This is a genomic window from Chroococcidiopsis sp. CCALA 051 (assembly GCF_003015105.1).
Taxonomy (GTDB): domain Bacteria; phylum Cyanobacteriota; class Cyanobacteriia; order Cyanobacteriales; family Chroococcidiopsidaceae; genus Chroococcidiopsis; species Chroococcidiopsis thermalis.
In genome coordinates, this window is sequence record NZ_PYCI01000113.1 from 1 (window position 1) to 22,826 (window position 22,826).

At 45.1% G+C, this 22,826-nt stretch carries 22 protein-coding genes; 6 read left to right on the forward strand and 16 right to left on the reverse strand.

Annotated elements, in window-relative coordinates; all coding sequences use genetic code 11:
* Positions 1-299 precede the first annotated feature (299 nt).
* The 5 genes from trxB to zds form a co-directional block, all read right to left on the reverse strand.
* On the reverse strand, positions 300-1,667 hold the full coding sequence (trxB, locus tag C7Y66_RS22585; protein WP_106547324.1) for a thioredoxin-disulfide reductase: 1,368 nt from the start codon (positions 1,665-1,667) through the stop codon (positions 300-302).
* Between the two features lie 112 nt (positions 1,668-1,779).
* Positions 1,780-2,742, reverse strand: coding sequence for an alpha/beta fold hydrolase (locus tag C7Y66_RS22590; RefSeq protein WP_106547325.1), 963 nt, complete (start codon positions 2,740-2,742; stop codon positions 1,780-1,782).
* 19 nt (positions 2,743-2,761) lie between these two features.
* Positions 2,762-3,262 carry a DUF4112 domain-containing protein gene (locus tag C7Y66_RS22595; protein ID WP_015153691.1) on the reverse strand — a complete coding sequence of 167 codons (501 nt, stop codon included), beginning with the start codon at positions 3,260-3,262 and terminating at the stop codon, positions 2,762-2,764.
* A 274-nt stretch (positions 3,263-3,536) separates the two neighbouring features.
* Entirely contained in the window at positions 3,537-3,998 is a 462-nt protein-coding gene (locus C7Y66_RS22600) for an SRPBCC family protein (RefSeq protein ID WP_015153690.1), read from the reverse strand.
* A 68-nt stretch (positions 3,999-4,066) separates the two neighbouring features.
* Positions 4,067-5,533 carry a 9,9'-di-cis-zeta-carotene desaturase gene (zds, locus tag C7Y66_RS22605; protein WP_106547326.1) on the reverse strand — a complete coding sequence of 489 codons (1,467 nt, stop codon included), beginning with the start codon at positions 5,531-5,533 and terminating at the stop codon, positions 4,067-4,069.
* Between the two features lie 316 nt (positions 5,534-5,849).
* On the opposite strand from zds, the gene C7Y66_RS22610 reads away from it, so the two are divergent.
* A complete protein-coding gene (locus tag C7Y66_RS22610) occupies positions 5,850-7,214 on the forward strand; it encodes an NAD(P)/FAD-dependent oxidoreductase (RefSeq protein WP_106547327.1) in 1,365 nt (454 codons plus the stop codon).
* Between the two features lie 175 nt (positions 7,215-7,389).
* Here the strand turns inward: C7Y66_RS22610 and C7Y66_RS22615 are convergent, their stop codons facing one another.
* The 3 genes from C7Y66_RS22615 to C7Y66_RS22625 form a co-directional block, all read right to left on the reverse strand.
* The gene (locus C7Y66_RS22615) at positions 7,390-7,698 is read right to left on the reverse strand and encodes a hypothetical protein (RefSeq protein ID WP_015153687.1); all 309 of its coding nucleotides are present in this window, start codon (positions 7,696-7,698) and stop codon (positions 7,390-7,392) included.
* A gap of 311 nt (positions 7,699-8,009) precedes the next feature.
* The gene (locus tag C7Y66_RS22620; RefSeq protein WP_233222803.1) at positions 8,010-10,529 is read right to left on the reverse strand and encodes an EAL domain-containing protein; all 2,520 of its coding nucleotides are present in this window, start codon (positions 10,527-10,529) and stop codon (positions 8,010-8,012) included.
* A gap of 70 nt (positions 10,530-10,599) precedes the next feature.
* On the reverse strand, positions 10,600-12,159 hold the full coding sequence (locus C7Y66_RS22625) for an NAD(P)H-hydrate dehydratase (RefSeq protein ID WP_106547328.1): 1,560 nt from the start codon (positions 12,157-12,159) through the stop codon (positions 10,600-10,602).
* Positions 12,160-12,466: 307 nt separating this feature from the next.
* On the opposite strand from C7Y66_RS22625, the gene C7Y66_RS22630 reads away from it, so the two are divergent.
* From C7Y66_RS22630 to C7Y66_RS22645, 3 genes are all read left to right on the forward strand, one after another.
* Positions 12,467-12,883 carry an MAPEG family protein gene (locus C7Y66_RS22630; RefSeq protein WP_106547329.1) on the forward strand — a complete coding sequence of 139 codons (417 nt, stop codon included), beginning with the start codon at positions 12,467-12,469 and terminating at the stop codon, positions 12,881-12,883.
* A 406-nt stretch (positions 12,884-13,289) separates the two neighbouring features.
* Positions 13,290-13,616 carry a flavoredoxin gene (locus tag C7Y66_RS22640; protein ID WP_106547331.1) on the forward strand — a complete coding sequence of 109 codons (327 nt, stop codon included), beginning with the start codon at positions 13,290-13,292 and terminating at the stop codon, positions 13,614-13,616.
* Between the two features lie 13 nt (positions 13,617-13,629).
* Complete coding sequence (locus C7Y66_RS22645; protein ID WP_106547332.1) at positions 13,630-13,893, forward strand: hypothetical protein; 264 nt, start codon at positions 13,630-13,632, stop codon at positions 13,891-13,893.
* Positions 13,894-13,897: 4 nt separating this feature from the next.
* Here the strand turns inward: C7Y66_RS22645 and C7Y66_RS22650 are convergent, their stop codons facing one another.
* The 4 genes from C7Y66_RS22650 to C7Y66_RS22665 all read right to left on the reverse strand — a co-directional run bounded on the left by C7Y66_RS22650 (position 13,898) and on the right by C7Y66_RS22665 (position 17,840).
* Positions 13,898-14,650 carry an SPOR domain-containing protein gene (locus C7Y66_RS22650; RefSeq protein ID WP_146149853.1) on the reverse strand — a complete coding sequence of 251 codons (753 nt, stop codon included), beginning with the start codon at positions 14,648-14,650 and terminating at the stop codon, positions 13,898-13,900.
* A 312-nt stretch (positions 14,651-14,962) separates the two neighbouring features.
* Positions 14,963-16,363: a class II fumarate hydratase gene (gene fumC / locus C7Y66_RS22655; RefSeq protein ID WP_233222804.1), complete on the reverse strand. Its 1,401-nt coding sequence runs from the start codon at positions 16,361-16,363 to the stop codon at positions 14,963-14,965.
* A 172-nt stretch (positions 16,364-16,535) separates the two neighbouring features.
* Positions 16,536-17,330 (reverse strand): SDR family NAD(P)-dependent oxidoreductase, encoded by a 795-nt coding sequence (locus C7Y66_RS22660; RefSeq protein WP_015153681.1) that lies wholly within the window; start codon positions 17,328-17,330, stop codon positions 16,536-16,538.
* A gap of 18 nt (positions 17,331-17,348) precedes the next feature.
* Positions 17,349-17,840, reverse strand: coding sequence for a DinB family protein (locus tag C7Y66_RS22665; RefSeq protein WP_106547334.1), 492 nt, complete (start codon positions 17,838-17,840; stop codon positions 17,349-17,351).
* On the opposite strand from C7Y66_RS22665, the gene C7Y66_RS31295 reads away from it, so the two are divergent.
* On the forward strand, positions 17,826-17,984 hold the full coding sequence (locus C7Y66_RS31295) for a hypothetical protein (RefSeq protein ID WP_158265981.1): 159 nt from the start codon (positions 17,826-17,828) through the stop codon (positions 17,982-17,984). The two genes, C7Y66_RS22665 and C7Y66_RS31295, sit on opposite strands and share 15 nt — an antisense overlap.
* Positions 17,985-18,037: 53 nt before the next feature.
* Here C7Y66_RS31295 and C7Y66_RS22670 read toward each other — a convergent pair whose 3' ends face one another.
* The 3 genes from C7Y66_RS22670 to C7Y66_RS22680 all read right to left on the reverse strand — a co-directional run bounded on the left by C7Y66_RS22670 (position 18,038) and on the right by C7Y66_RS22680 (position 20,332).
* Positions 18,038-19,048, reverse strand: coding sequence for an NAD(P)-dependent alcohol dehydrogenase (locus tag C7Y66_RS22670; protein ID WP_106547335.1), 1,011 nt, complete (start codon positions 19,046-19,048; stop codon positions 18,038-18,040).
* Between the two features lie 359 nt (positions 19,049-19,407).
* Positions 19,408-19,977: a DUF4126 domain-containing protein gene (locus tag C7Y66_RS22675; protein ID WP_106168858.1), complete on the reverse strand. Its 570-nt coding sequence runs from the start codon at positions 19,975-19,977 to the stop codon at positions 19,408-19,410.
* Between the two features lie 172 nt (positions 19,978-20,149).
* Positions 20,150-20,332 (reverse strand): hypothetical protein, encoded by a 183-nt coding sequence (locus C7Y66_RS22680; RefSeq protein WP_041462922.1) that lies wholly within the window; start codon positions 20,330-20,332, stop codon positions 20,150-20,152.
* A 235-nt stretch (positions 20,333-20,567) separates the two neighbouring features.
* Between C7Y66_RS22680 and C7Y66_RS22685 the strand changes: the two genes are divergently transcribed.
* Entirely contained in the window at positions 20,568-21,272 is a 705-nt protein-coding gene (locus C7Y66_RS22685; RefSeq protein WP_106547336.1) for a rhomboid family intramembrane serine protease, read from the forward strand.
* Positions 21,273-21,339: 67 nt separating this feature from the next.
* On the opposite strand, the gene C7Y66_RS22690 is transcribed toward C7Y66_RS22685, so the two are convergent.
* Positions 21,340-22,779: a cation:proton antiporter gene (locus tag C7Y66_RS22690; RefSeq protein WP_199197581.1), complete on the reverse strand. Its 1,440-nt coding sequence runs from the start codon at positions 22,777-22,779 to the stop codon at positions 21,340-21,342.
* Positions 22,780-22,826 lie beyond the last annotated feature (47 nt).

Below are 22,826 nucleotides of genomic sequence, written 5' to 3' on the forward strand. Positions count from 1 at the left end.
CACAAGCTACTTGCAGCCGCTGACTTTAGCCGTTATGTCGATTCGTTTAATCATGTTGGCAGTCGTTTGAAGAGCAGCTAGCGTTCGAGGATTGAATACTGTGAACGCGATCGCCAGGCGATTAGTTTAATACAGAGGATAGTTCTGCTCGTTTTTGTCGCAATCGAAAAGTAAATTGTATGACAATAATTGCATAAAATCATGGGTTGTGAAAACGCAAGTTACTACGTCTCTACAACCCATGAAATGACCCTTAACAAAGAATCAAAATCGAATTCAATCGCGATGATTGCGACAAATTAATTCAGATAGCTTTCAATCAACTGGCGATATTGACTCTTTTGCTTTACGCCTTTGGTTTCACTCAACAACTCTTTATCTTTAAAGAATTGAATCGTTGGCGTTCCCGTGACTTGAGCGTTCTCGGCAATATCAGGATCTGCTTGAATGTCAATTTCGACAAAGTGAATTTTGCCGTCAAACTCATCGACAACTTTATTCAGAATCGGTTTGAGCGTGTGGCAAGGACCGCATCCAGGCGAGACATATTTCACCATCAGCAGGCGATCGCTATCGTGGAATAGTTTGCGTAAAGCATAACCACCATAATGCCGCGTCTGAGCTAGATCGAATTCTTCTGGGGTGGCGGCTTGCTTGGCTTGATGTTCCAGTTCGTTATTGGGAGTCTCTGGTTTTTGGTGGAATTCTTGAATCAATCCATTCACCGACAGCCACCGCTCTGCTAGCATTGCTCCCATACAACCGCTACCAGCAGCTGTAATCGCTTGGCGATATTCGTGGTCTTGCACGTCTCCAGCCGCGAATACTCCTTCGACACTGGTTTCTACCGAACCGTGCTTGGTGACAATGTATCCTACATCATCTAATTCCAGTTGACCTTTAAATAAAGATGTGTTGGGATTGTGACCGATCGCGTAGAATAAACCCCGCACGTCTAGCTTGCTTTCTTCACCTGTTTTGTTGTTACGGATCAGCAAGCCTTCCATGTGCTTTTCGTTGCCAAACACATCTACCGCTTCCGTATTCCAGTGAACGGTAATTTTGGGATTATTCAAAACCCGGTCTTGCATTGCTTTACTAGCACGCATTTTGTCACCCCGCACCAACATATGTACCTCGTCGCCATATTTGGTCAGGTAGATCGATTCTTCAGCGGCGGAGTCACCAGCACCAATCACAGCTAATTTCGCTCTGTGGAAAATCGGTGTAGCGCCATCGCAGATCGCACATGCTGATATACCTCGGCTCCAAAACTGGTGTTCATCCGGCAGTCCCAAACGCTTTGCAGTAGCTCCAGTCGCGATGACGATACTATTCGTCTTAAATTCTCGCTCCTCAGAACGGACAGTAAACGGACGCTGCGACAAGTCAACTGCAATTACGTCCTCGGTGTATAACTCAGCTCCCCAGCGTTCTGCTTGAGCCTTCATCCGATCCATTAGTTCCGGTCCTGTAATTCCTTCTGGAAAACCAGGAAAGTTTTCTACTTCTGTCGTCGTCATCAGCTGTCCGCCAGGTAAGCCCCCTGCTTGGAAGCCTTCAAAGACAACAGGTTTGAGGTTTGCCCGCGCTGCATATATAGCTGCCGTGTATCCAGCGGGTCCAGAGCCAATAATCACTAAGTTCTCAACAGCAGGATTGGTCATAGGGGAATATATAAACTCATAACGACTACGTTTTTGCTATTATAGCAAAGCTATTGAGAAGTCAAAAGTCAAAAGTTAAAAGTTAAAAGTCAAAACCCAGAAGTCAGGAATCCTAATTCTTCTCCGACTCCCAACTCCCACTCTCCCACTCCCGACTCCCCCTCAAAAACTCCAAAACTGCTGCATTTACCGCTTGATTCGCTCCAGCTGAGGCATCGTGACCGCAATTGGGAAGAATTTTTAATTGAGCGTTAGGGATGCGCGATCGCAGTTTCTCACCATCGCTACACGGAAACCAGCTATCTTGTTTTCCCCATAAAATTAGGGTGGGACATTTAATTTTGTGTAGATAATTTTGAATTTTAGTAATTAAGCTTGGTTTTTTTGCCTGCAAGTGTTCGATTTCTGCTGCTGCAATTTGTAAGTCTTCCGCAACTTTGGCGATCGTCCCAGGAAATTCTACAAACGGATAGGTCAGCCAATAGACATCTTCGTCCGTCAATATTGAGGGATCGTATAGTACAGATCGCCGCTCTAATCGCATTAATTCCCGCATGACAGGGGCAAAAAAATATGGAAACCGAGTTGAATCGATCGCTTTGACTATTTCTGTTGGTAATTGCGACAGCAACCACATACCCCAATGCGGTAGGCGTTCGGGAAAAATTGGGACATTAACAACAATTAATTTTTCGATCAGTTGAGGATAAGCAAGCGCAAGTCCCAAACTCACTAATGCACCCAGCGACTCTGCAACGATGATGGCTGGTTCGTTGCATAAGCCGCCAATAATCCGCGATAGCTCGATCAATTGATGATCGTGTCTTTCTTTGCGTAATGGCTTTTCCGAAAACCCGTAACCTTTGGCATCGAAACAAATCACGCGAAAGTATTTCGATAAGGGTTCGACGCTATAACGCCAGTTGTAACTCCAACTGCCAATTCCATGTATTAAAAATAGTGGCTGACCCGTGCCTTTCTCGCCGTAGGCTATAGAAACTGGGTAGCCATTCGCATCGATAATTTTTAATGTTTGTCTCCCCTGAGGAAATGTCGCCTGCCACCAGTCCTTCATTCCTGTCTTAAAACCTCAATTAGCTAGTCACTGCATTTAAGAGCAGTTTAAAAACTAGCACACTCAAGGTTACTAAACCTATACCAATAATTAAGAACCCTACCACTAGTAAAAACATTAACCAGCGATTGGCAGGCTTACTAGTATTTGTTACCCCTAAATGTGTCTCTATTAGCTCTAAGTTCTTAACGTTGGCTTTCCAGGCAAAGTCAAACCAATCACCCACCACTGGGACAGTACCAACTACGCTTTCTAACAGAATATTACTCACCATTTTTCCCAATGTCTCTTTGGGAAGTCCCAAGCGCACGGCTTCCAGTACGATATATGCCGAAAGCGCCGTGCCGATAAAATCTCCCGCTCCTGGTAGCAATCCTAAAATGGGGTCTAAACCAATGCGAAACTTCGTCCCTGGAATTGCGATCGCATTATCCATGAGATGTGTTAGTTTACGCAAGCGTTGAATAATAGCAAGTCTAGGATGATTTGTCACAACAGGAATTGGCGAAGTCCGAGACATAATGAGGGGTGAGGAGTTAGGGACTAGGGGCTAGGGAAAATAACTAGATTATTTACTGCAAACTGAACTTTGGCACAAAGGCTATTACTGTCAATCTAAACATAGCTGAATACACTATGGGTTGTACCTATAGCTATATTTACCTAGCAATATGGTGTGAAATGTGGGTATTGCCACTGACTGCTGCTGTAGGGGCGGGTTTACCTAAAGTCTCGGTTACAAACAAAGTTTTTTGGTGAACCCGCCCCTACAACCATCAACTAATAACTAACAACTAACAACTAACCCCTTGCTTTTGGGCTTGAGCTTGAATGGCATAATCGCGGAATCTTTCCATGTTGGCTTGCAGCGTCGATTCGACTGCACGACCTAAAAATAGGCTATCCATAATTTTTCCTAAAATTCCTGGAAAGGCATAGGCAACGCTGAGCTTAACAATGGTACTGTTGTGGCGATCGTAAAACCGAATTGCGCCTTGATTGGGCAGACCATCCACAGATTCCCATTGAATAATTTGATTTGGTACTTTCTTCAAAATGCGCGAATGCCAGTCGAACTGCAATCCCCCCGTATTCAAATGCCAGCGTGACAAATCGGGGTTATCCTCCAGCACTTTTACCGACTCAATCCACTTCATCCAACGCGGCATCTGCTCTAGATCTGACCACAATTCCCATACTTGATCAACGGGAACTGGCACTTCAACCTGTACGCTATGCTCTAACCAATCTGGCATTGACTTTTCCTCTGGTTGTTTAGTGTCTATGCAGTATCGCTCGAAGCTACTACCGCGCCTGCGTCTACCTATACAGCCGACAACTCACCTTGGCTGGCTAGTTTTTCACTTGCCAGAATTGCTTTCGCTGCCAATCGCCCCGAAAGTGTTGCCCCTTCCATACTATCGATGTAGTCTTGCTGGGTGTAGCTCCCCGCTAGGAAGAAATTTGCTACTGGCGTAGTTTGATAAGGGCGATACGGTTCCATCCCTGGTGCTTCGCGATAGAGAGACTGCGCTAACTTGACGACGCTATGCCAAGTCATATTTAACTCCCGCGACGAGGGGAATAGTTCGTGGACTTGCTTGAGGACGTGTTGAGCGATCGCCTCGTTACTTTCTTTAATAAAAGGATCGCCTGGTGTCAGTACCAGTTGCAATAAAGAACCCTGTCCCTCGCGGTAATAATCTGTCGGGCTAGTTAAAGCCAAGTCTGCAAAACAAGAAAAGTCGGCATCCGGTGTATACAGTAAATTATCGATGCCTGCGGCTTGCTGCAATTGCTGGCGTTTTTGAGCGTCTTGCAGTTCTGTCACCCAACCATCAAACCGCAATTGCACGGTTGCTACTGGTACTGCTTCTAACTTATAAATGTTGTCAAATTGCGACCATTGCCGCCATGCCGCAGGTAAGAGCCGTTGAATTCCCGGGACATCGCAAGCACAGACATAGGCATCGGCAGTAATTGTTTCTTCTGTCTCGCCACTAGCAACAACTATGCCCGTGACGCTGGTTTCTCCCCTGTCTTGGGCAAATTGAATTTCTCTAACTCGCCGCCGCGTGAAAATTTTGACCTGCCTATCCTCTAAATACTTCACAATTGGTTTGTGCAAAAACTCATCCGGCGAACCTTCCAACATCCGCAACACCGAAGCCTCGCTTCTAGCAGCAAACATTTGGAAAATTGTCAACATGCAACGAGCAGAAATATGCTCGCAGTCGATAAAACCCAAAGCATAGGCAATTGGGTTCCACATCCGCTTGATGCTACCATTGCTGCCACCCTGACGGCGGAACCAGTCAGCAAAACTGATGTTGTCGAGGCTGCGGATTGTTTTCATTGCCCCCTCGAAGTCGATTAAACCCCGCACGATGGGGCTAGTACCGAGGGCGATCGCATTTTGCACTTTATCTTGTAGTGACAGCTGCGAAGTCGTGAAAAAGGCTTTTAATCCATTAAATGGCGCACCTGTAATAAAGCGAAAATCTAACGCTCCGGTGCGTCCGCCTTTATTAATAAAATTATGAACGTGTTCTTTTCGCAGTAGGTGTTCAAACGCCCCTACCTGCTTCATTAATTCAAATAGCTGGTAATAATTGCCAAAAAAGACGTGCAACCCCATCTCAACATGGTTGCCATTGGGATCTATCCAACTCCCGACTTTTCCACCTACAAAGGGGCGAGACTCATAAATCTCTACTTCCCAGCCAGCATCCGCCAACGTGACGGCAGTTGCTAGTCCAGCCAGCCCCGCACCGACAATCGCAACCCGCATGTGTTATGTCCCGTTCAGTTTCTTTACGTATATTAACAGGGTGTGGGTAATGGGTAATGGGTAATGGGTAATGGGTCATTTGTTACTATTCTCTGTTCCCTGTTGCCCGTTCCCCGTTCCCTCTCTTCACTGACAACTGACAACTGATAACTGTCAACTGTCAACTAGTAACTGTCGCTACGCCCAAAAAGTGGCGATCGCAGTAATCTGGGATTAAAATCTGTGAAGCAAGTATTGGCAAAGGTACAGATCTTTGCTTAATGACGCTACAAAGCTCTGTAGGTAGTAAAAGTAGAGAAAATTTAGCATCTAACTTATGGTAGAACCTATGAAAGCTCCTCATAAAGTTGTCATCGTTGGTGGCGGCTTTGCTGGGCTGTATGCAGCCAAAGCATTAGGAAAAAGTGGTTTCGATGTCACTTTAGTGGATAAGCGGAATTTTCATCTGTTTCAACCCCTGCTCTATCAAGTTGCTACGGGGACTCTCTCCCCAGCCGATATTTCGTCGCCGTTGCGGGCGATTTTGAATCGACAAAAAAACACTAGAGTGCTGATGGGCGAAGTCATCGATCTCGATCCTCAACAGCAAAAAATTATTTTGCGGAATGGCGAATTAGCCTACGATAGCCTGATTGTCGCGACTGGGGTAAGTCACCATTATTTCGGTAACGATAACTGGGCAGACGTTGCACCAGGACTCAAAACTGTAGAAGATGCTTTAGAAATGCGGCGGCGGATTTTTCTAGCTTTTGAAGCAGCGGAAAAGGAAACCGATCCAGAAAAACGTCGTGCTTGGTTGACTTTTGCGATCGCGGGCGGGGGACCAACGGGAGTAGAATTAGCTGGGGCGATCGCGGAGCTTGCCTACAGTACGTTAAAGCGCGATTTCCGCAATATTGACACCAAAGAAACCCAAATCTTGCTGATAGAGGGTATGGATCGCATCCTACCACCCTACGATCCAAAACTATCGGCTCAAGCAGCGCACTCTCTAGAGCGGTTGGGCGTAACGATCAAAACTAAGACTTTAGTTACGAACGTCACCGAGGATGCTGTGACGATTCGTCAAGGTGAGAATATTGAATCCATTCCTGCGCGGACGGTTTTATGGGCAGCGGGTGTGAAGGCTTCATCAATGGGAGAAGCGATCGCCCAACGCACGGGGGCGCAACTCGATCGGGCGGGACGAGTCATTGTCGAACCCGATCTAAGTCTGGCTAACTATTCCAATATTTTCATCATTGGCGATTTGGCGAATTATTCGCACCAAGATGACAAACCTTTACCAGGAGTCGCACCCGTAGCCATGCAAGAAGGGCAATATGTAGCAGAACTGATCCAACGCAGGCTTCAGGGACAAGCTGTCACTCCTTTCCGCTACGTTGATATCGCCAGCCTAGCGGTGATCGGACGCAATGCCGCAGTCGTAGATTTACGTTTCGTCAAGTTCTCAGGTCTTTTTGCTTGGTTAATTTGGCTGTTCGTGCATATTTACTACCTAATTGAATTTGACAATAAGTTGGTAGTAATTTTCCAGTGGGGCTGGAACTATTTCACCCGCAAGCGAGGAGCGAGGTTAATTACTGGCGAAGAATCATTACTCCAGTTAGAAATTGATGAAAATGGCAACTATTACGCGCCCTCAGGCGATCGCGCGAAGGTAGTTACTACTCACACCTAGTTAAGTTGTTGGCTTGATGGTTTGTCATTAGTCATTCGTCATTTGTCATTGGTACGCACAAAGAACTATTGACAACTGACTAATGATTCATTGGTTATTGGTCAGTCTACAAATGATAAACGAGAAGTCGTAAGTCGTAACTAAGAACACTAATCATTCACAAATGACAAATGACTCAATTATTAGCAAGATTGCTGGCAACGCAGCCAAACATAAACTTCTTGACTTCTTTGGGAATTTTGCCAGTTGCTCTGTACTTTTTTTCTAGTTTAGAAAACTGTTCGAGATCGTAGTCGTCTTGAATGCGATCGAGGACGCAAGCACAGACTTGTTTTTTACCACTTTTTTCCGTGCATTCCTGCATAAAACTTTGTACGACTTCTGCCGGGTATGCATTGGTATTTGCTTCAGCTCGAACCAATGTAGGAAAGAAAAAAGTGGCAGTAGAGAGAAGTGTGTATGTGAGTTGCTTTCCAGTCAGCATTTTCCGTTTAAGTTCAAAAAAATTTCATGAAGCAGACAAATCAAACATAATTTATCCGCACATTTTCTGGGTCAGAAAAATTACTGAAATTAAGATATTCTTAATTGGGAGCCAGCGATCGTTAAGTATTAATAGGTAAGTGTAAACAAATAATACAAGTTAAAAAACCTGATAAAAATCTCGCAATTTGGCGATCGGCTGTGTCAGGATGAAAAGTTGCAGATTTATCAGTTATCAGTGGCTAGTGGCTGGTGACTAGTGGCTAGAATTACTCCCCCTCTCCCTTGTCCGACTTACGACTTTCAACTTTCTTACCATTGCAGATTTTGACTCAGTAAGGCTGTTGCTGCTTCCCCATCTACAGCAGGAGAGAAAAAGTAGCCTTGTGCGTATTCGGACTGTAAAGCTCGCAGTCGGGTAAGTTGTGTTGCGGTTTCTACTCCTTCGGCTGTCACCTCTAGTTCGAGTTGGCGAGCGAGAGTGAGGATAGTTTCCACAAGGGGGACGTTGTCAGCGTTTTCAATTTGTGCCACAAAGGAGCGATCGACCTTTAAACCGTGAATCGGAAAGTGGTAGAGCCGCCCTAGAGATGAGTATCCCGTGCCAAAGTCATCGATCCATAATTGCACGCCTAAATTTCGTAACTGCCAGAGGAGATCGGGTGCGGCTCCGGCTCCATCCATAATTGCGCCTTCAGTAATCTCTAGGTGCAAGCATTCGGCACTTAATTCTGTATCCTGTAAAGCTTGCTGTACTTGCTGGCTGAGTTGGGGTTGACTGAACTGCTTGCCAGAAATATTTACACTCATCGTTAAAGGTGCGATCGCCGGAAATTGCCTTTGCCACTGAGCTAATTGAGCGCAAGCCGTGTAGAGTACCCACTGACAGATGCGGTTAATCAGTCCCGCCTCCTCTGCGGCGTGGATAAATTGGCTGGGGTTTTGCAAACCGTATTGGGGATGTTGCCAGCGAATCAAAGCCTCAAAACCGACAATTCTACCTGTAGCTAGCGAGATAATTGGTTGATAGTACAGGCGAAACTCTTGTCGTTCCACAGCATTTCTTAGATCTGTTTCCAATTGCAACAATGCTACTGCCCTAGCGTGCATGTCAGGGTTAAATATCTGATAGCCTGACGTTCCCTGACTTTTGGCGCGATACATGGCAAGATCGGCATCTCGCAGTACGTCTTCGGAGTTGTCATAACCAGTGGTACTCAAGGCAATACCAATACTGGCAGCGGTGAAAACTTCCTGTCCGTCTAAATGAAACGGCACAGCAAGCGCAGTATTGACTCGTTCGGCAACGCGAATTGCATCGCTAACATCGGTAATATCCTCGATCAGAATTGTAAATTCGTCTCCCCCGAGCCGCGCTACCGTATCTACAGGACGCAGACATTCTTTAAGGCGATCGCCGATCGCCATGAGTAAGCGATCGCCCAGTAAATGCCCTAAACTATCGTTAATGACTTTAAAGCGGTCTAAATCTAGAAACAAAACGGCGAAAAAATCTTCTGGATGCCTTTTGTGATGCTCGATCGCTAATTGCAAGCGATCCATAAACAGCACGCGATTGGGTAAACCCGTGAGCGGATCGTGAAACGCATTCTGCCGCAATTGTTCTTCTACTTGTTTCAATTGGGTAATGTCGCGGCAAATCGTATTCAGTCCTACAGGTGTCCCCATTGCATCTAAAATTAATTTGCTGCGTTCGCGAATCCAAAACACCGAGCCATCTTTACGCACTTTTCGCAGTTCGATTTCGCTCGTCGTCACTCTGTCGCGAAACATGCTCTCCATCCACTGCTGCGCCCAAGGAAGATCGGCTTCGTAAACTGTCATCCAAGCCGAACTACCAATTAGTTCTTCTTGGCTATAGCCTAAATACTCAGCACTAAACTGATTTGCCGATTGGATTGTGCCATCCGGTGTCAGGGAAAAATAGGCATCGGGAGCCAGCTCGAATAATTCTTGATATCGCTTTTCACTTTCTCGTATTGCTTCAACTCTGGCGATTTCTGCTCTGAGTTGTTGACCAAAAAAAGAAGCCAAGCCACCCAATAATAAGATCGCCAAAGTTGCAACACCAATCGTAATTGCCAGCACGTAGTTATCAATGCCAGCAGGCATCGTGCTTAATTTTTGGACGCTGGGATAGAAATTGACTCCCGCCATCGCCAGGTAGTGCATTCCATCAATCGCAGTTCCCGCTAAAATGGCACTTCCCAGCTTGCGCCAACTCTCAGCCGGAACCAGAACTTTAGCAGCCGGATGAAATGTCAGCCACAAGCCACAAAAGGACAGACCAACCGCACACAAATTGGAAAAAGCAACGAACCGCAGATCGTAGATTGGTTCTGCTGCTACCAACATCCCCTGCATGGCAGTGTAATGCATCCCAATCGTCGCCAGCCCGACAAAAAAACTGCCAGACGACAGCAACAGCCAATTCAACGGTAGGCGACTGACGAGGAACAGCCCCAAACCAGCAGTCGCGATCGCCACTACCATTGACAGTAAAACGATTTCAAAGTTGTAAGAGATGGAAATTGGTAGTTGATAGGCAAGCATGGCAACAAAATGCATTGCCCAGACACTAATCCCTAAAGCGATCGCGCCGCCAACCGTCCAAAATTTTCGTGCAATTCCCTGCGCATAAATCACTTGTCCCACCAAATCTAGCGCTGTGTAAGCGCCAAAAATCGCGATCGCTAGCGAAAGAAAAACCACCCGCAGATCGTAGGTGGCGCTTAAGGCTCTACTTATCTGAATTATTTCCCGATCTACCATACTTGCTGCTGAGATTTTGGCAGCAGAAAATCCTGCCATAGGCTAATTTCTCTCAGCTTGCCATTTAAGTGCAGAGTTTTTCTCCCTCAAAAAGTATGATTTTTAACGACTATCCTACAGATTGATGCAGAACTGGAATCAAAAACTGCGTCAATGTAAATGCATCGACTCCCATTTGAGTTCTTTCTCGTTCTGCTAAAATGCCAGCTTGGGAGTGCCACCATGCCGCACACGCCGCGATCGCATCTACTGAGATGTGTTGTGCGGTTGCCTGGGCGAGCAGTCCCCCCAGTAATCCAGTTAAAACATCGCCACTTCCACCCCGTGCTAATGCAGGCGTACTCTCAGGATTAATCCAGACTTGACCTGATGGATTGGCGATCGCCGTTCTCGCTCCCTTGAGCAATACTACTGCTTTGCTCGTCTGTGCTGCTTCTCGTACAGCACTAATGCGGTCTTGCATCGGGCTAGGAGCATCGGGAAATAAGCGTTTAAACTCTCCTGCATGAGGTGTGAGGACGGTTGGAGACGATCGCCGCGATAACTTTTGCGTCCCCAAAATGGCAAGAATATTCAACCCGTCTGCATCTAGAACTAGGGGACAATCGTTGTTCAAAACTCCTTGGATAATCGGCGTGGCTTCTAAAGTCAGACCGGGACCGCAGGCAATAGCTTGAAATGATTCTAAATCGGTTCCTTCTGGTAAATCGAGCTGGGCGATCGCGCCATTATCAGTTTCGGCACAACCTACAACTAATGCTTCAGGGAGTTGCGCGTTCAGCAGGGGTTTGAGCGATTCAGGCACGGCGATCGACAGCATTCCGACACCACTTGCTCTAGCACCTAAAGCCGTTAGTAATGCACCGCCAGCGTAACGTCGCGAACCGCAAATGAGTAACAAATGCCCTTGTTTGTATTTGTGGGTGACTGGCGGACGAGTCAGGGGAAGAGTGGCGATCGCCAAGTCACTCGTCACGCGCTTGACTTTAGGCGCTTCCAAAACAGCGTGTATATCTGCTGTGGGGATGTCAAAATCGAGCAGTTCTGCCGTACCGATATACTCTAATGCTCGATCTTGTAATAATCCTTGCTTCCACAATCCCAAACAAAAAGTTCGCGTTGCTTTAACTGCTTTTCCTAGCACTTCTCCTGTATCTGTATGCAACCCAGAAGGGAGATCGATGCTGAGAATAGGCATAGACCAGCGGTCGAGTTGGTGAATATCTGAGGCGATAGGCTCGGTGATTTGGCGTTCCATGCCAAACCCAAATAAGCCATCGATTAACAAGTCACAATCTTGCAAGGGAGCGATCGCCTCAAAATGTGGAATGCCCAAACTCTTAACATACTGTGCGTGTTGGTCGGTTAATTCTTTTAATTTGGCGATCGGACGGTAAACGAGAACTTCATACCCTTGAAAATGTAGCTCTCGCGCCACCACCAACGCATCACCACCATTATGTCCTGGTCCTACCAGCACGCCGACCCGCCGTATTTGCGGATAGGGATACAATGTCTGCACTCGTCGGGCGATCGCGCCCCCTACTTTTTCCATCAAAGCTGCTACTGGCATTCCCGCAGCAAATATCCGCGCCTCAATCTGGCGCATCTGCTCAGCCGTAACTACGACTTGCTCAATTTGTTTGCGTCTAGATCGTTCTGGTAGCAAAGCTCAAATCCAAAGCTTACTTTATCTAGACTACCAGCCTTATCGAGCTACAGCTTAACGCTTGAGTCATAAAGCTTGAGGCGATCGGTTTTTCGGGTCGTGCTGCGATCGCATATCAGCAGCAACTACAGCAATCCAAATTGATTTGCAAACGTTTTCCGTGTAGAGACGTTACATGTAACGTCTCTACACGGGCAATCGATTTCACGATTCATCTAGGAGCGCTATATATGCACTCCAGGATGATTGAAAGCAATTGCGTGAGGAACGCTATATTAGCAGCAGTCTCATTACCAGGACAGATTGTATGTATTCAGTCATGCGTACTGTGGATATGACGTTTCCTCTGTGGGGTTTAGTAATTTTCATCGTATGGACGATCGCTGTCGTTGCCTCTTTGATTGTTGTTAGAATTCGACATCTCTCTGCTGGTGGTTCTGTCAAAGATTTCGCCACACCAAACGATGAAAGCTTGCTTTGGCGGTTATATCGGGTACAAGCTAACTTGGTGGAGAACCTACCTTTATATTTAGGAGTTTTGTTTCTGCTGACAGTTCGAGGCGTATCTGGAACAGCGGTAGATTCAGTAGTTGTTGCGTACATCGGATTTCGGCTAGCACACTCACTGATTCACATAGCTGGCTTAAATCCGTTGTATCGAGTTTTCTGTTTAGGCATTCAGTTTGTTTGCTTGGTCGCCTTAATTGTACTAGCAATTTTCTAGGTTCCCGTCACATTTACTACACTACTTCTATCTGGTAATCAAATTTTTGTAACTTTCTATATAAAATAATCCTAAATCATTCACAAAATACAGTTGCATTGGGTACAAGATCGTCTTATCCCAATCTAATGACAGAACTTTATCCAAATCCATCAAATGCAAGATTTAAAATAATCTCGCAGACTGGAACGGAATATTTTGAGGAGATTTTAAAAGACGATTGTAGGCTAATGTGGGACTTTATCAAAAAGCTCTGTGAGAAGCAGCAATCTATTAAATATAAGCAATTGCGAAAAATTTGCGTAGCCTTCAATATTACTAAAATATCATAATGATGCAAAAGTATTAGTAGGAGAGATTGTCATGGTAAAGTGTAGCGCGTAGATCGATTAAACTGACTGAATTTGTGGAAAACATTCCAGATGAAGCAATTGTGGTTCGAGGTGGACGTAATCGCCCAGAAGATATTCAGCGAGGAATCGGAACTCATCCCAGTGGAGTAACTGGAATTTCAGTGGAATGTAGAGTAGGATTATCAGTAGCAGAGTTGGCAGCAATTATTCCGCACAGGCAGGTGGGTATTACAAGCGTTGGCGAAGTTCGCAAACTAGGTGGAGATGTCATCCGTACCTCTGGAAGAAGCACAAATCATGCTACCTTAACGGGATTAACTCCGAAGGAAATTAGCAACCTCTTGACCCCAACAATTCCGAATCCATCACAGCAGTTTTAATCAGAGCAACTTTATGAACCGTCCGAGAATTTTTGCAGACTTTCATAATGCAGATGCCCAAGGGCGATTACGGCTCAGTTGTATTGGCACAATTGAAGATTTGTCTCGTCAGCAAATTCAATTAAAGAACGGTCAACTATTAACACTTTACAGTGAAGAATTAGAAGTTGACGGATTAGTACAATTTTCTGAAGCAGAGAACATATGGGTGGCGACAATTGATTGGGATAGAATCAGAACTGTAGAAGATGAGCATATCATTTCAGCAAAGTTATAAGTACTCACTGCCCGTAATAAACTCGCGCCCTTCTCAGTCCTGAAGCTCGTAAATAGCGCCGCCAATTTTCGGCTTGTTCTTTTGCCAAAAATGGTCCTACTCTTACGTGAGTTCTTGGTTCTTGACGCTGGCTAACTCTGACTGGCATTCCCATTCTTAGCTGTTGGATTCGCTGCTCGATCGCACCTAATTTGTCTTGTTTAGCAGGAATGACAACGAAATAAAATTTACCTGTAAAGTCTGTATCTTCTCCAGTTGAAAGATTGACAATTCGCGCATCAATGCCTTGAGATTCTAGGGCGATCGCTAGTTTTTGGGCGTTAGCAGTTTGTTGAAATATTCCTGCCTGAATCACGTTTCTTTGTTGATACTGGCGCACGAATGCCGATGGCTCAAACTGTTTGATTCGTTGTAGCGTCAATGCATTCGGATTATTTACGTAAACCAAGTAATTCGTTGTGCGAGGAGTAGGTACGGGATTTACTTGTAAAGGCTTAACTGGTGCGGGGTTAGCTGGTGCAGACGAAGGTGCTTGGAAGTCGAGTTCGCGGGGAGTGAAATTAGAATTAGAAATTCGGAATGCGGAATTCGGAATTGTTTTTTTGTTTTCAGCTATGGGTTGCGTTTCAGTGGCGTTAGCAACTACTGCCAACCATGTTCCTACCAATAGAGTTACGACTGGCGCGATCGCCATGTTCCTACTAATATCTAAATTAAAAAATTTGGTTATTATGGAAGATTGAATTCGCCGCTTCATCGTAGCTAGCCTTGTGCTTCAAGTCGAGTAGTTATTGAATATAAAACAATTTTTGCTGCATTCCCACCCACTGAGCTGAAAAATAGCTTTTGAGCTGCGTGCGAGCAACAAAAATATAAAGAAAAAATTAACCCACTCTCACTCTTACCCCCAGAGCATTTTTGCGGAAACTTTTTCTGGATTCATGCTGCTGCGATTGAACGTTCAGTAGATATACGGGAAGAATGGGTAATTGGTAATGGGTAATTGGTAGTTGCTCCCTTGTCCCCCTTGTCCCTCCCTACTCCCTACTCCCTACTCCCTGCTCCCTAATTAAATCATTTTCTCCGGGCGGACGAGGCGATCGAATTCTGCTTCGGTGAGGTAGCCTAACTCGACACAGGCTTGGCGTAGCGTAGTGCGATCGCTATATGCTTTTTTCGCCACAGCAGCAGCGCGATCGTAACCAATATGGGGGTTGAGTGCTGTGACTAGCATCAGGGAATTGGTGAGGAAATGCTGAATTTGTTCTCGATTTGGTTGGATACCAATGACCAAATGCTCTGTAAATGACGAGCAAGCATCGGCTAGTAATCGGATGGAATGCAATAGATTATGAATCATGACAGGCTTGAACACGTTTAGCTCGAAGTTACCTTGAGATCCGGCAACTGCGATCGCGGTGTCGTTTCCCATCACTTGCACGCATACCATCGTCATCGCCTCGCACTGAGTCGGATTGACTTTTCCTGGCATAATTGACGATCCAGGTTCATTCGCAGGTAAAATTAGCTCTCCTAAGCCACACCGGGGACCAGAACCCAACCAGCGCAGATCGTTAGCAATTTTCATTAACGAAGTTGCTAGGGTTTTCAGCGTCCCGCTAGCAGCAACGATCGCATCGTGAGCCGCTAAAGCGGCAAATTTATTTGGGGCAGAGATAAATGGTAATTGGGTGCGATCGCTAATTTTCGCCGCCACGCGATCGGCAAATTCTGGATGTGTATTTAATCCCGTACCTACTGCTGTACCACCAATTGCTAATTCATATAAATCTGGTAATGCAGCTTGAATGCGAATTAAATCTTTTTCTAATTGAGCGATATAACCAGAAAATTCTTGTCCTAAAGTCAAAGGTACGGCATCCATTAAATGAGTGCGACCGATTTTGACAATCTCCTGAAATTCCTCTGCTTTAGCCGCCAATGCATCTCGCAGTTTCTTTACCATTGGTAGCAGTCGATGGTAAATCTCTTCAGCTGCGGCAATGTGCATTGCTGTCGGAAACGTATCGTTGGAAGATTGAGACATATTTACATGGTCGTTGGGGTGAATTGGCTGTTTACTGCCCAAAACTCCCCCAGCTAGCTCGATCGCTCGATTGGCAATAACTTCATTTGCATTCATGTTGGTTTGAGTGCCGCTGCCCGTCTGCCAAATTCGTAACGGAAAATGATCGTCTAGCTTGCCAGAAATTACCTCTTCTGCGGCTTGCACGATTAAACTTGCTTTATCTTCCGGCATTTGTCCCAACTCTTGATTGACAGCCGCCGCCGCTTGTTTCAGAATGCCGATCGCCCGAATCATTTCCCGTGGCATGGTATCGTTGCCAATGGCAAAGTAAATTAGCGATCGCTGGGTTTGTGCGCCCCAGTAGCGATCGTTTGGTACTTCAATCGTCCCCATACTATCGGTTTCAGTCCGAGTGCCGATTTGAGTAGTCATGGGTTCCATTAGCATTTGTTCCTTAATTCACCACATCCTACATCCTATGTCACTCCAATTCGCAATTGTATAAACCATACGAACATGGTTTATACAATATCTAGAGGGGCGCACGGCTGTAGGGGCGCACGGCTGTAGGGGCGCACGGCTGTAGGGGCGCACAGCCGTGCGCCCCTACTACTTAAATAATCGATCGCACCACTCCCCCCTCAACCCGCAAGGCTGCGCCGTTAATAGCAGACGCTAAGGGACTGGCTACGAAAGCAACTAAAGCCGCAACTTCCTCCGGCGTGGCGAAGCGTTTAATTAGGGAAGAAGGGCGAGTCTTCTCGAAAAACTCTTTTTCTACCTGGCTCGGATCGATATTGCCAGACTGCGCCATGTCTTGCACGAAAGTTTCTACCCCTTCTGACTTGGTGGGACCAGCCAGGATAGAATTTACCGTAACGTTACTACCAACTGTAGTTTCTGCCATTCCTCGCGCCAAGGCAAGTTGAGCGGTTTTGGTTACGCCATAATGGATCATTTCAGCGGGAATATTCACAGATGATTCGCTGGAGATAAAAATAATCCGTCCCCAGTTTTGTTGCAGCATCAGCGGTAAGTAATGCCGCGATAACCGCACGCCACTCATGAGGTTAGTTTCGATAATTTCCATCCAATCTACATCTGTGATTTCGCCAAATTCCTTGGCTTGATAAATTCCCAGATTATTCACCAAAATGTCTACGACTGGTACTTGCTGAAACGTTAACTCAGCACCAACTGCGGTAGATAAATCTGCCGTGACACCTTGTAGTTTTGCTTCTGGATAAATCTGCCTAATTTTATCCATCGCACTCCCAACTCGTTCTGGTTTTCTGCCATTAATCGCTACTGTTGCCCCCTCTTGAGCTAAAATCGTCGCGATCGCCAAGCCGATTCCAGCAGTAGAACCACTAATTAGGGCGATTTTGTCCGTTAGTTGAAGATCCATTCGATCGCTCCTTACAGATTAAGGTCTAATCAAGCGATGCATATCTAAAGATGGTGGTGCAATTGTAGTTTGTGTCACCATGTCGTGAATCTGTCCTCGGTGGTGAGTTTGATGGTTAAACAAGTGAGCGACTAATAAATTGACTGGATCTGCACAAGTTTTTCCTGCATTGTTGACGTACTCAATTGTCCCGTGCAAAAATTCCGCAGTTAGATTGGCAACAAAGGTTTCGATCTGCTCATCTTCTACTCTACGTGCCGTCCACAATTCCTCATAATCTTCGTAAAGAATTGCATCGAGCATAGTTGATGGTATTTGTTTGCCTGCAAATCTTGTTAGCCAAATGCGATCTCCTACTAAAATATGATTGAGCGTGCCATGAATGCTCTTAAAAAATGCAGGTCGATTTTGCTTGCGTTCTGCATCGCTTAACTGAGAACAAACTTGATACAATTTGTGATTTGCCAAACTGTTATAGCGGGCAAGCATTTGAAAGTGTTCGATGAGCATATTAGTTTTGAAGGGAGCAGGGGAATTGTAGGGGCGGGTTTAGCAAGCGGCTTTACTAAGCTAGTCAGCATTCATTTCTATAAACTTAAATTTGTCAACTTTTTGTGGGATGGGCATCCTGCCCGTCCAGATAGTGCAACTTAAATGCCGATTAGCTTACTAGCAGAGATTTCCGGTAAACCCGCCCGTACAGGAATTTAGAATTGGATACAAATTTTGCCGAAGTGAGAGCCGCTTTCCATATATTTCAAAGCTTCTCGTGCTTCAGAAAAAGGAAAGACACGATCTACAATTGGTTTGATTTGATGTAGCGTAATTGCTTGATTCATGGCTTCAAACATCTCTCGCGAACCAACATAAATTCCCTGCACGCGCACGCTTTTCATTAACATCGATACCGTGCTAATCTCGCCACTACCACCGCTGAGAACGCCGATTAAACTAATTTGTCCGCCTATACGTACAGCCCGTAAAGATTCGTTTAAAGTTCCCGATCCGCCAACTTCTACAACTAAATCGACACCCTCACTGTCAGTTAATTCTCTGGCGTTTTTGCCCCATTTGGGTGTTTGTTTGTAATTAATTATTTCTGAAGCCCCTAATTGCTTGACTTTTTCCAACTTTTCATCGCTGCTGGAGGTAGCAATAACTCGCGCCCCTGCAATTTTGGCAAACTGAAGGGCAAAGATCGAAACTCCGCCCGTACCTTGTACGAGTACTGTCTCCCCTGCTTTGAGGTTACCGGAGTGAAACAGGGCATTCCAAGCAGTGACGGCGGCGCAGGGTAAAGCAGCTGCTTCTGCGTCTGTGAGGTGCGCTGGAACGTGTACTAAGCCATCTTCGTCCAATACTACATATTCTGCCAGCATTCCATCTATGGCTCCACCCAAAGCCGAGTTAGTTTTTGCTGCGGTTAGTTTTCCGGCGATCCAATTTTGGAAGAAAATACCCGCCACGCGATCGCCCACTTTTACCCGCGTCACTCCTTCCCCGACTGCTACAACTTCTCCCGCACCATCAGAAAAGGGAATTAGAGGTAAAGGTATGTTGGGATTGTACAGTCCTTTAACCACCATCAGATCGCGGTAATTCAGGGATACTGCCCGGATTTTGATTAATACTTGTCCGTAACTGGGGCTAGCATCTGGACGTTCTGCAATGTTTAGAGAGTCTAAACCGAAGGAATTCTGAATTTCGTATACCTTCATGCTAATTCTCCATCTGGTTCTGGCTGTAGAGACGTTACATGTAACGTCTCTACATAGTAAAAAAATTGGTTGCAGATCTAGCATTAGCTAGGATGGAAAAAATAGATAGCTGGTTTGATTGCTTATATTGTCAAATTTGAAACAGTGGCGATCGCAATATTTTTAATTGTCATAAATTTGTCATTCGTCATTCGTCATTGTAAAATATCCGATTTTATCGCCCCCCATTTTGAGCTTCATTAGTCATTCGTCATTGTCATATATCCAATTTTATCACCCTCCTTTTTAAGGGGGGATGGGGGGATCTTCTATGACGTAGTTGAAAGAAAATAGACGATCGCAACTTAAGAAAATGCGAACTATTCAACCTGCTTTTTACTATACAAGATCTGAATTATTTTACTCAAGCTAACGACAATTAAAACCACAGCTAAGCTAACAGCTAAGAAAGGTAATACGAGCGCCAAGATTGACAAAACAAACGCGCCGAAAGATTCAATTGTCGCTACGACTGAATTACCGAGTCCAATTGTCAAAGCAGTAGAAGATATCCGAGCAATTCCCGTTAAGCCTTGAATTGTACCAGCTGTACCACCACCTGCGATCGCGGCTAAAGTCCATTTGAGTAAAGGATCGGTATCGGGTAGAAAAGCAGCGGTAATAGCAGTACCAATTGCGATCGCGGTTGGGGTAGCAATAGTATCGAGCAAGTGGTCTACTAAAGGAATATAGTAAGCCCCCACTTCCACCGCCGTCGCCACAGCAAAAGCTATCAGTGCCGGATAAGTCCCCATCCAAGCAAAACCTGAAGCCAGGGGTAAATGACCGAAAACAGCTGCAATACTCATGACTAACGGTGGAATAAAAATCCGAAAGCCACAAGCAGCACTTAAAGCAATACCGATACTAATGCCTTCTAGGGTATCCATCTTTAAGGGAACAAGAGAACAGGGGGGACAAGGGAGAAGTCAAAAATTAAAAGTCAAAAGTCAAAAGTTAAAAGTTAAAACTCAGGAGTCAGAAGTCATAACCAACAACTGATAACTGACAACTGTGTAGAGACGTTACATGTAACGTCTCTACACAGATAACTGATACATACTAGCGCTTTTCAGTGCCTTGATTGCCACCACCTTCAGCCATTTGATCGCTGCTGCCAGATTCTGGTACAGCAGAAGGCTTAGCATCTGTTTGAGCCGCATTACCAGTTTTGCGAATGTCTTCCTCAACGGGGGTTTGATAGCCGCCGGAAGCTGATGACGTATTTTTTTCTTCTTCTGACATAATCTTTTCCAAATCCATGCTAATTTAGCATCATTCTATACAGCAAGAAAATGCACTCTCCTCTCTCTTACATGTGGTTTGGTGTAATTTTTGCTCCACCTTTAGGAGTAATTTTTTTGAAGTGAGTTCTGAGAAAAGTTTTGACTTCTGACTTTTGACTTTTGACTTCCTCGGTTGTGGTAAAAAATACTTAAGCTAAAATTTTACAAGCAGTTTCACGATAAGGAAAAATGCTGTGTTCCCTTTGCGCGACGATGTTCCTACATCAATTACGCCTTATATTACCTATGGATTAATCGGTGCAAATATTGGTATTTTTCTTTACCAATTAACCCTGAACCAACAACAATTACAAGAATTTTTCTATTCAGCTGCTGTCGTGCCTTGCCAATTGTCAGGAAATATAGTAGGTAGATGTCCTATTCCAACACCGCAGCAATTACCAGAATGGATGACATTAATTTCATCTCAATTTTTGCATGGCGGCTTCTTACACATTGCCGGAAATATGCTGTTTCTCTGGATTTTTGGGAATAATGTAGAAGACCGTTTGGGACATGTAAAATTTTTAATTTTTTATCTTACTTGTGGAGTTTTAGCGGCGTTATCTCAGTGGTTTTTCTCACCAAATTCAACTATTCCCTCATTGGGTGCAAGTGGGGCGATCGCAGGCGTGATGGGTGCGTACATTTTGCGCTATCCCCAAGCTAGAGTCTTTACTTTAGTATTTCTAGGATTCTTTGTGACTACCTTGCAAATTCCAGCAATTTTTTTCTTAGGATTGTGGTTTGTTCAACAAGCTTTATATGGTATCGCTAGTTTACAAGTCCCTAGCAATATTGGGATGGAAAGTGGCGGTGTAGCTTATTGGGCGCACGCAGGAGGATTTGTATTTGGGGCAATTCTCGCCCCAATGTTTGGACTATTGAAACGCGATTAACTAAAACGAAATGTAGAGACGTTACATGTAATGTAGAGACGTTACATGTAACGTCTCTACATTCTATTTATCGAGACTCTGGTGATGGTGCGATCGCTTCTGGTTGCGGTAAATTCTGTTCTGGCGATCGCTGAAACACAATTTGTAATAGTGGTGGGGCGATAAATGTGGTGACAATGACCATGACAATAATTGCTGCATCTAAGGCAGGTGGTAACACGCCAGTAGCAGAACCAATGCCAGCAAAAACAAGTCCTACTTCACCTCTAGGAATCATACCCACGCCGATCGCTAAACGATTGACTTTCTCTTGCCCGAAGACGGTGAAGCCAGTGACGACTTTACCTAAAATTGCAACGACAATCAGAAAGCTAGCCATAATTAGCCCTTCCCGATTTGCGGGTACGGCTGGGTTTAAAACACCGATGTCTGTTTTGGCACTAACTACTACAAAGAAAATCGGTACGAGAATATCTGCGATCGGAACGACTTGACTTTTCAATTCGCGACATTTTTGCGTTTCTGCTAATACTAACCCAGCAGTAAAAGCACCCAAAATTGCCTCTAGTTTGATGACAGTGGCAATGTAGGATAAGACAAAAGCAAAAATGAGTGCTGGAATTAATAATTGCCCGCGAGTTTTGAGTGCATCAACCAACTGAACGAAATAGGGATTTAACCAGCGTCCGATTAAAATTGTTCCTACTAAAAACACGACTGAACTGATAATCAAATAGAGAATATTTGTCAGTTCGACTTCTCCAGTTTTAGCAAGACTAGCAACCACGGCTAGGACGATAATACCCAAAACATCATCCAGCACCGCCGCACCGATAATAATTTGTCCTTCCGAACGGTTGAGATAGTTGAGTTCTGCCAAAACTTTAGCCGTAATACCGATGCTAGTTGCCGTCAAAGCTGCGCCTGCAAAAATAGCTGGTACGGTGGAGATGTGGAATAAAGTAATTAAGCCTAAAGTACCGAATAGAAACGGTGTCACCACCCCGACGATCGCGACGATTGTAGCTTGAGTTCCGACACGCAATAGTTCTTGTAAATTGGACTCTAACCCAATTTCAAACAGTAAAATCACCACACCAATTTCTGACAGAACGGAAATCACTTCGCTGTCTATCTGAAATGTTGTCGTCACTCCATCTACACTCAATCCCGCTGTAGCTTCCAGAAAACGTATTAACAGCGAATTAGAACTGTCACCGCCACCTTCGGGAAATACCAACAGATGTAAAGCCGAGATCCCTACCACCAAGCCGCCAATAAGTTGCCCTAAAACTGGTGGTAAATTCAGCCGCGCGCAAACTTCCCCGCCAATGGTACTGGCTAAGTAAATCACAACCAGACTAGCTAAGATGCCAGCGAAAATGAAGGGAGCATTGTCTGCTGTTGACGCACTGGCAAGTAAAGAAGTGCTACCGATGCGAATCGGATCGAACCAGGCGATCGCGTCAAATACTGGTGCTGCGGAAATCAGTCCACCAAAATTCATGCTTTAACCTCAAGTCACTTTTCTCATTGTGCCGTTAATTAGGGAGT

Excerpts from the sequence above, each read along its gene's own strand:
- trxB (WP_106547324.1), bottom strand. The coding sequence starts at position 1,667 with ATGACCAATCCTGCTGTTGAGAACTTAGTGATTATTGGCTCTGGACCC.
- C7Y66_RS22590 (WP_106547325.1), bottom strand. The coding sequence starts at position 2,742 with ATGAAGGACTGGTGGCAGGCGACATTTCCTCAGGGGAGACAAACATTA.
- C7Y66_RS22595 (WP_015153691.1), bottom strand. The coding sequence starts at position 3,262 with ATGTCTCGGACTTCGCCAATTCCTGTTGTGACAAATCATCCTAGACTT.
- C7Y66_RS22600 (WP_015153690.1), bottom strand. The coding sequence starts at position 3,998 with ATGCCAGATTGGTTAGAGCATAGCGTACAGGTTGAAGTGCCAGTTCCC.
- zds (WP_106547326.1), bottom strand. The coding sequence starts at position 5,533 with ATGCGGGTTGCGATTGTCGGTGCGGGGCTGGCTGGACTAGCAACTGCC.
- C7Y66_RS22610 (WP_106547327.1), top strand. The coding sequence starts at position 5,850 with ATGGTAGAACCTATGAAAGCTCCTCATAAAGTTGTCATCGTTGGTGGC.
- C7Y66_RS22615 (WP_015153687.1), bottom strand. The coding sequence starts at position 7,698 with ATGCTGACTGGAAAGCAACTCACATACACACTTCTCTCTACTGCCACT.
- C7Y66_RS22620 (WP_233222803.1), bottom strand. The coding sequence starts at position 10,529 with ATGGCAGGATTTTCTGCTGCCAAAATCTCAGCAGCAAGTATGGTAGAT.
- C7Y66_RS22630 (WP_106547329.1), top strand. The coding sequence starts at position 12,467 with ATGTATTCAGTCATGCGTACTGTGGATATGACGTTTCCTCTGTGGGGT.
- C7Y66_RS22645 (WP_106547332.1), top strand. The coding sequence starts at position 13,630 with ATGAACCGTCCGAGAATTTTTGCAGACTTTCATAATGCAGATGCCCAA.
- C7Y66_RS22650 (WP_146149853.1), bottom strand. The coding sequence starts at position 14,650 with ATGAAGCGGCGAATTCAATCTTCCATAATAACCAAATTTTTTAATTTA.
- fumC (WP_233222804.1), bottom strand. The coding sequence starts at position 16,363 with ATGGAACCCATGACTACTCAAATCGGCACTCGGACTGAAACCGATAGT.
- C7Y66_RS22660 (WP_015153681.1), bottom strand. The coding sequence starts at position 17,330 with ATGGATCTTCAACTAACGGACAAAATCGCCCTAATTAGTGGTTCTACT.
- C7Y66_RS22665 (WP_106547334.1), bottom strand. The coding sequence starts at position 17,840 with ATGCTCATCGAACACTTTCAAATGCTTGCCCGCTATAACAGTTTGGCA.
- C7Y66_RS22670 (WP_106547335.1), bottom strand. The coding sequence starts at position 19,048 with ATGAAGGTATACGAAATTCAGAATTCCTTCGGTTTAGACTCTCTAAAC.
- C7Y66_RS22675 (WP_106168858.1), bottom strand. The coding sequence starts at position 19,977 with ATGGATACCCTAGAAGGCATTAGTATCGGTATTGCTTTAAGTGCTGCT.
- C7Y66_RS22680 (WP_041462922.1), bottom strand. The coding sequence starts at position 20,332 with ATGTCAGAAGAAGAAAAAAATACGTCATCAGCTTCCGGCGGCTATCAA.
- C7Y66_RS22690 (WP_199197581.1), bottom strand. The coding sequence starts at position 22,779 with ATGAATTTTGGTGGACTGATTTCCGCAGCACCAGTATTTGACGCGATC.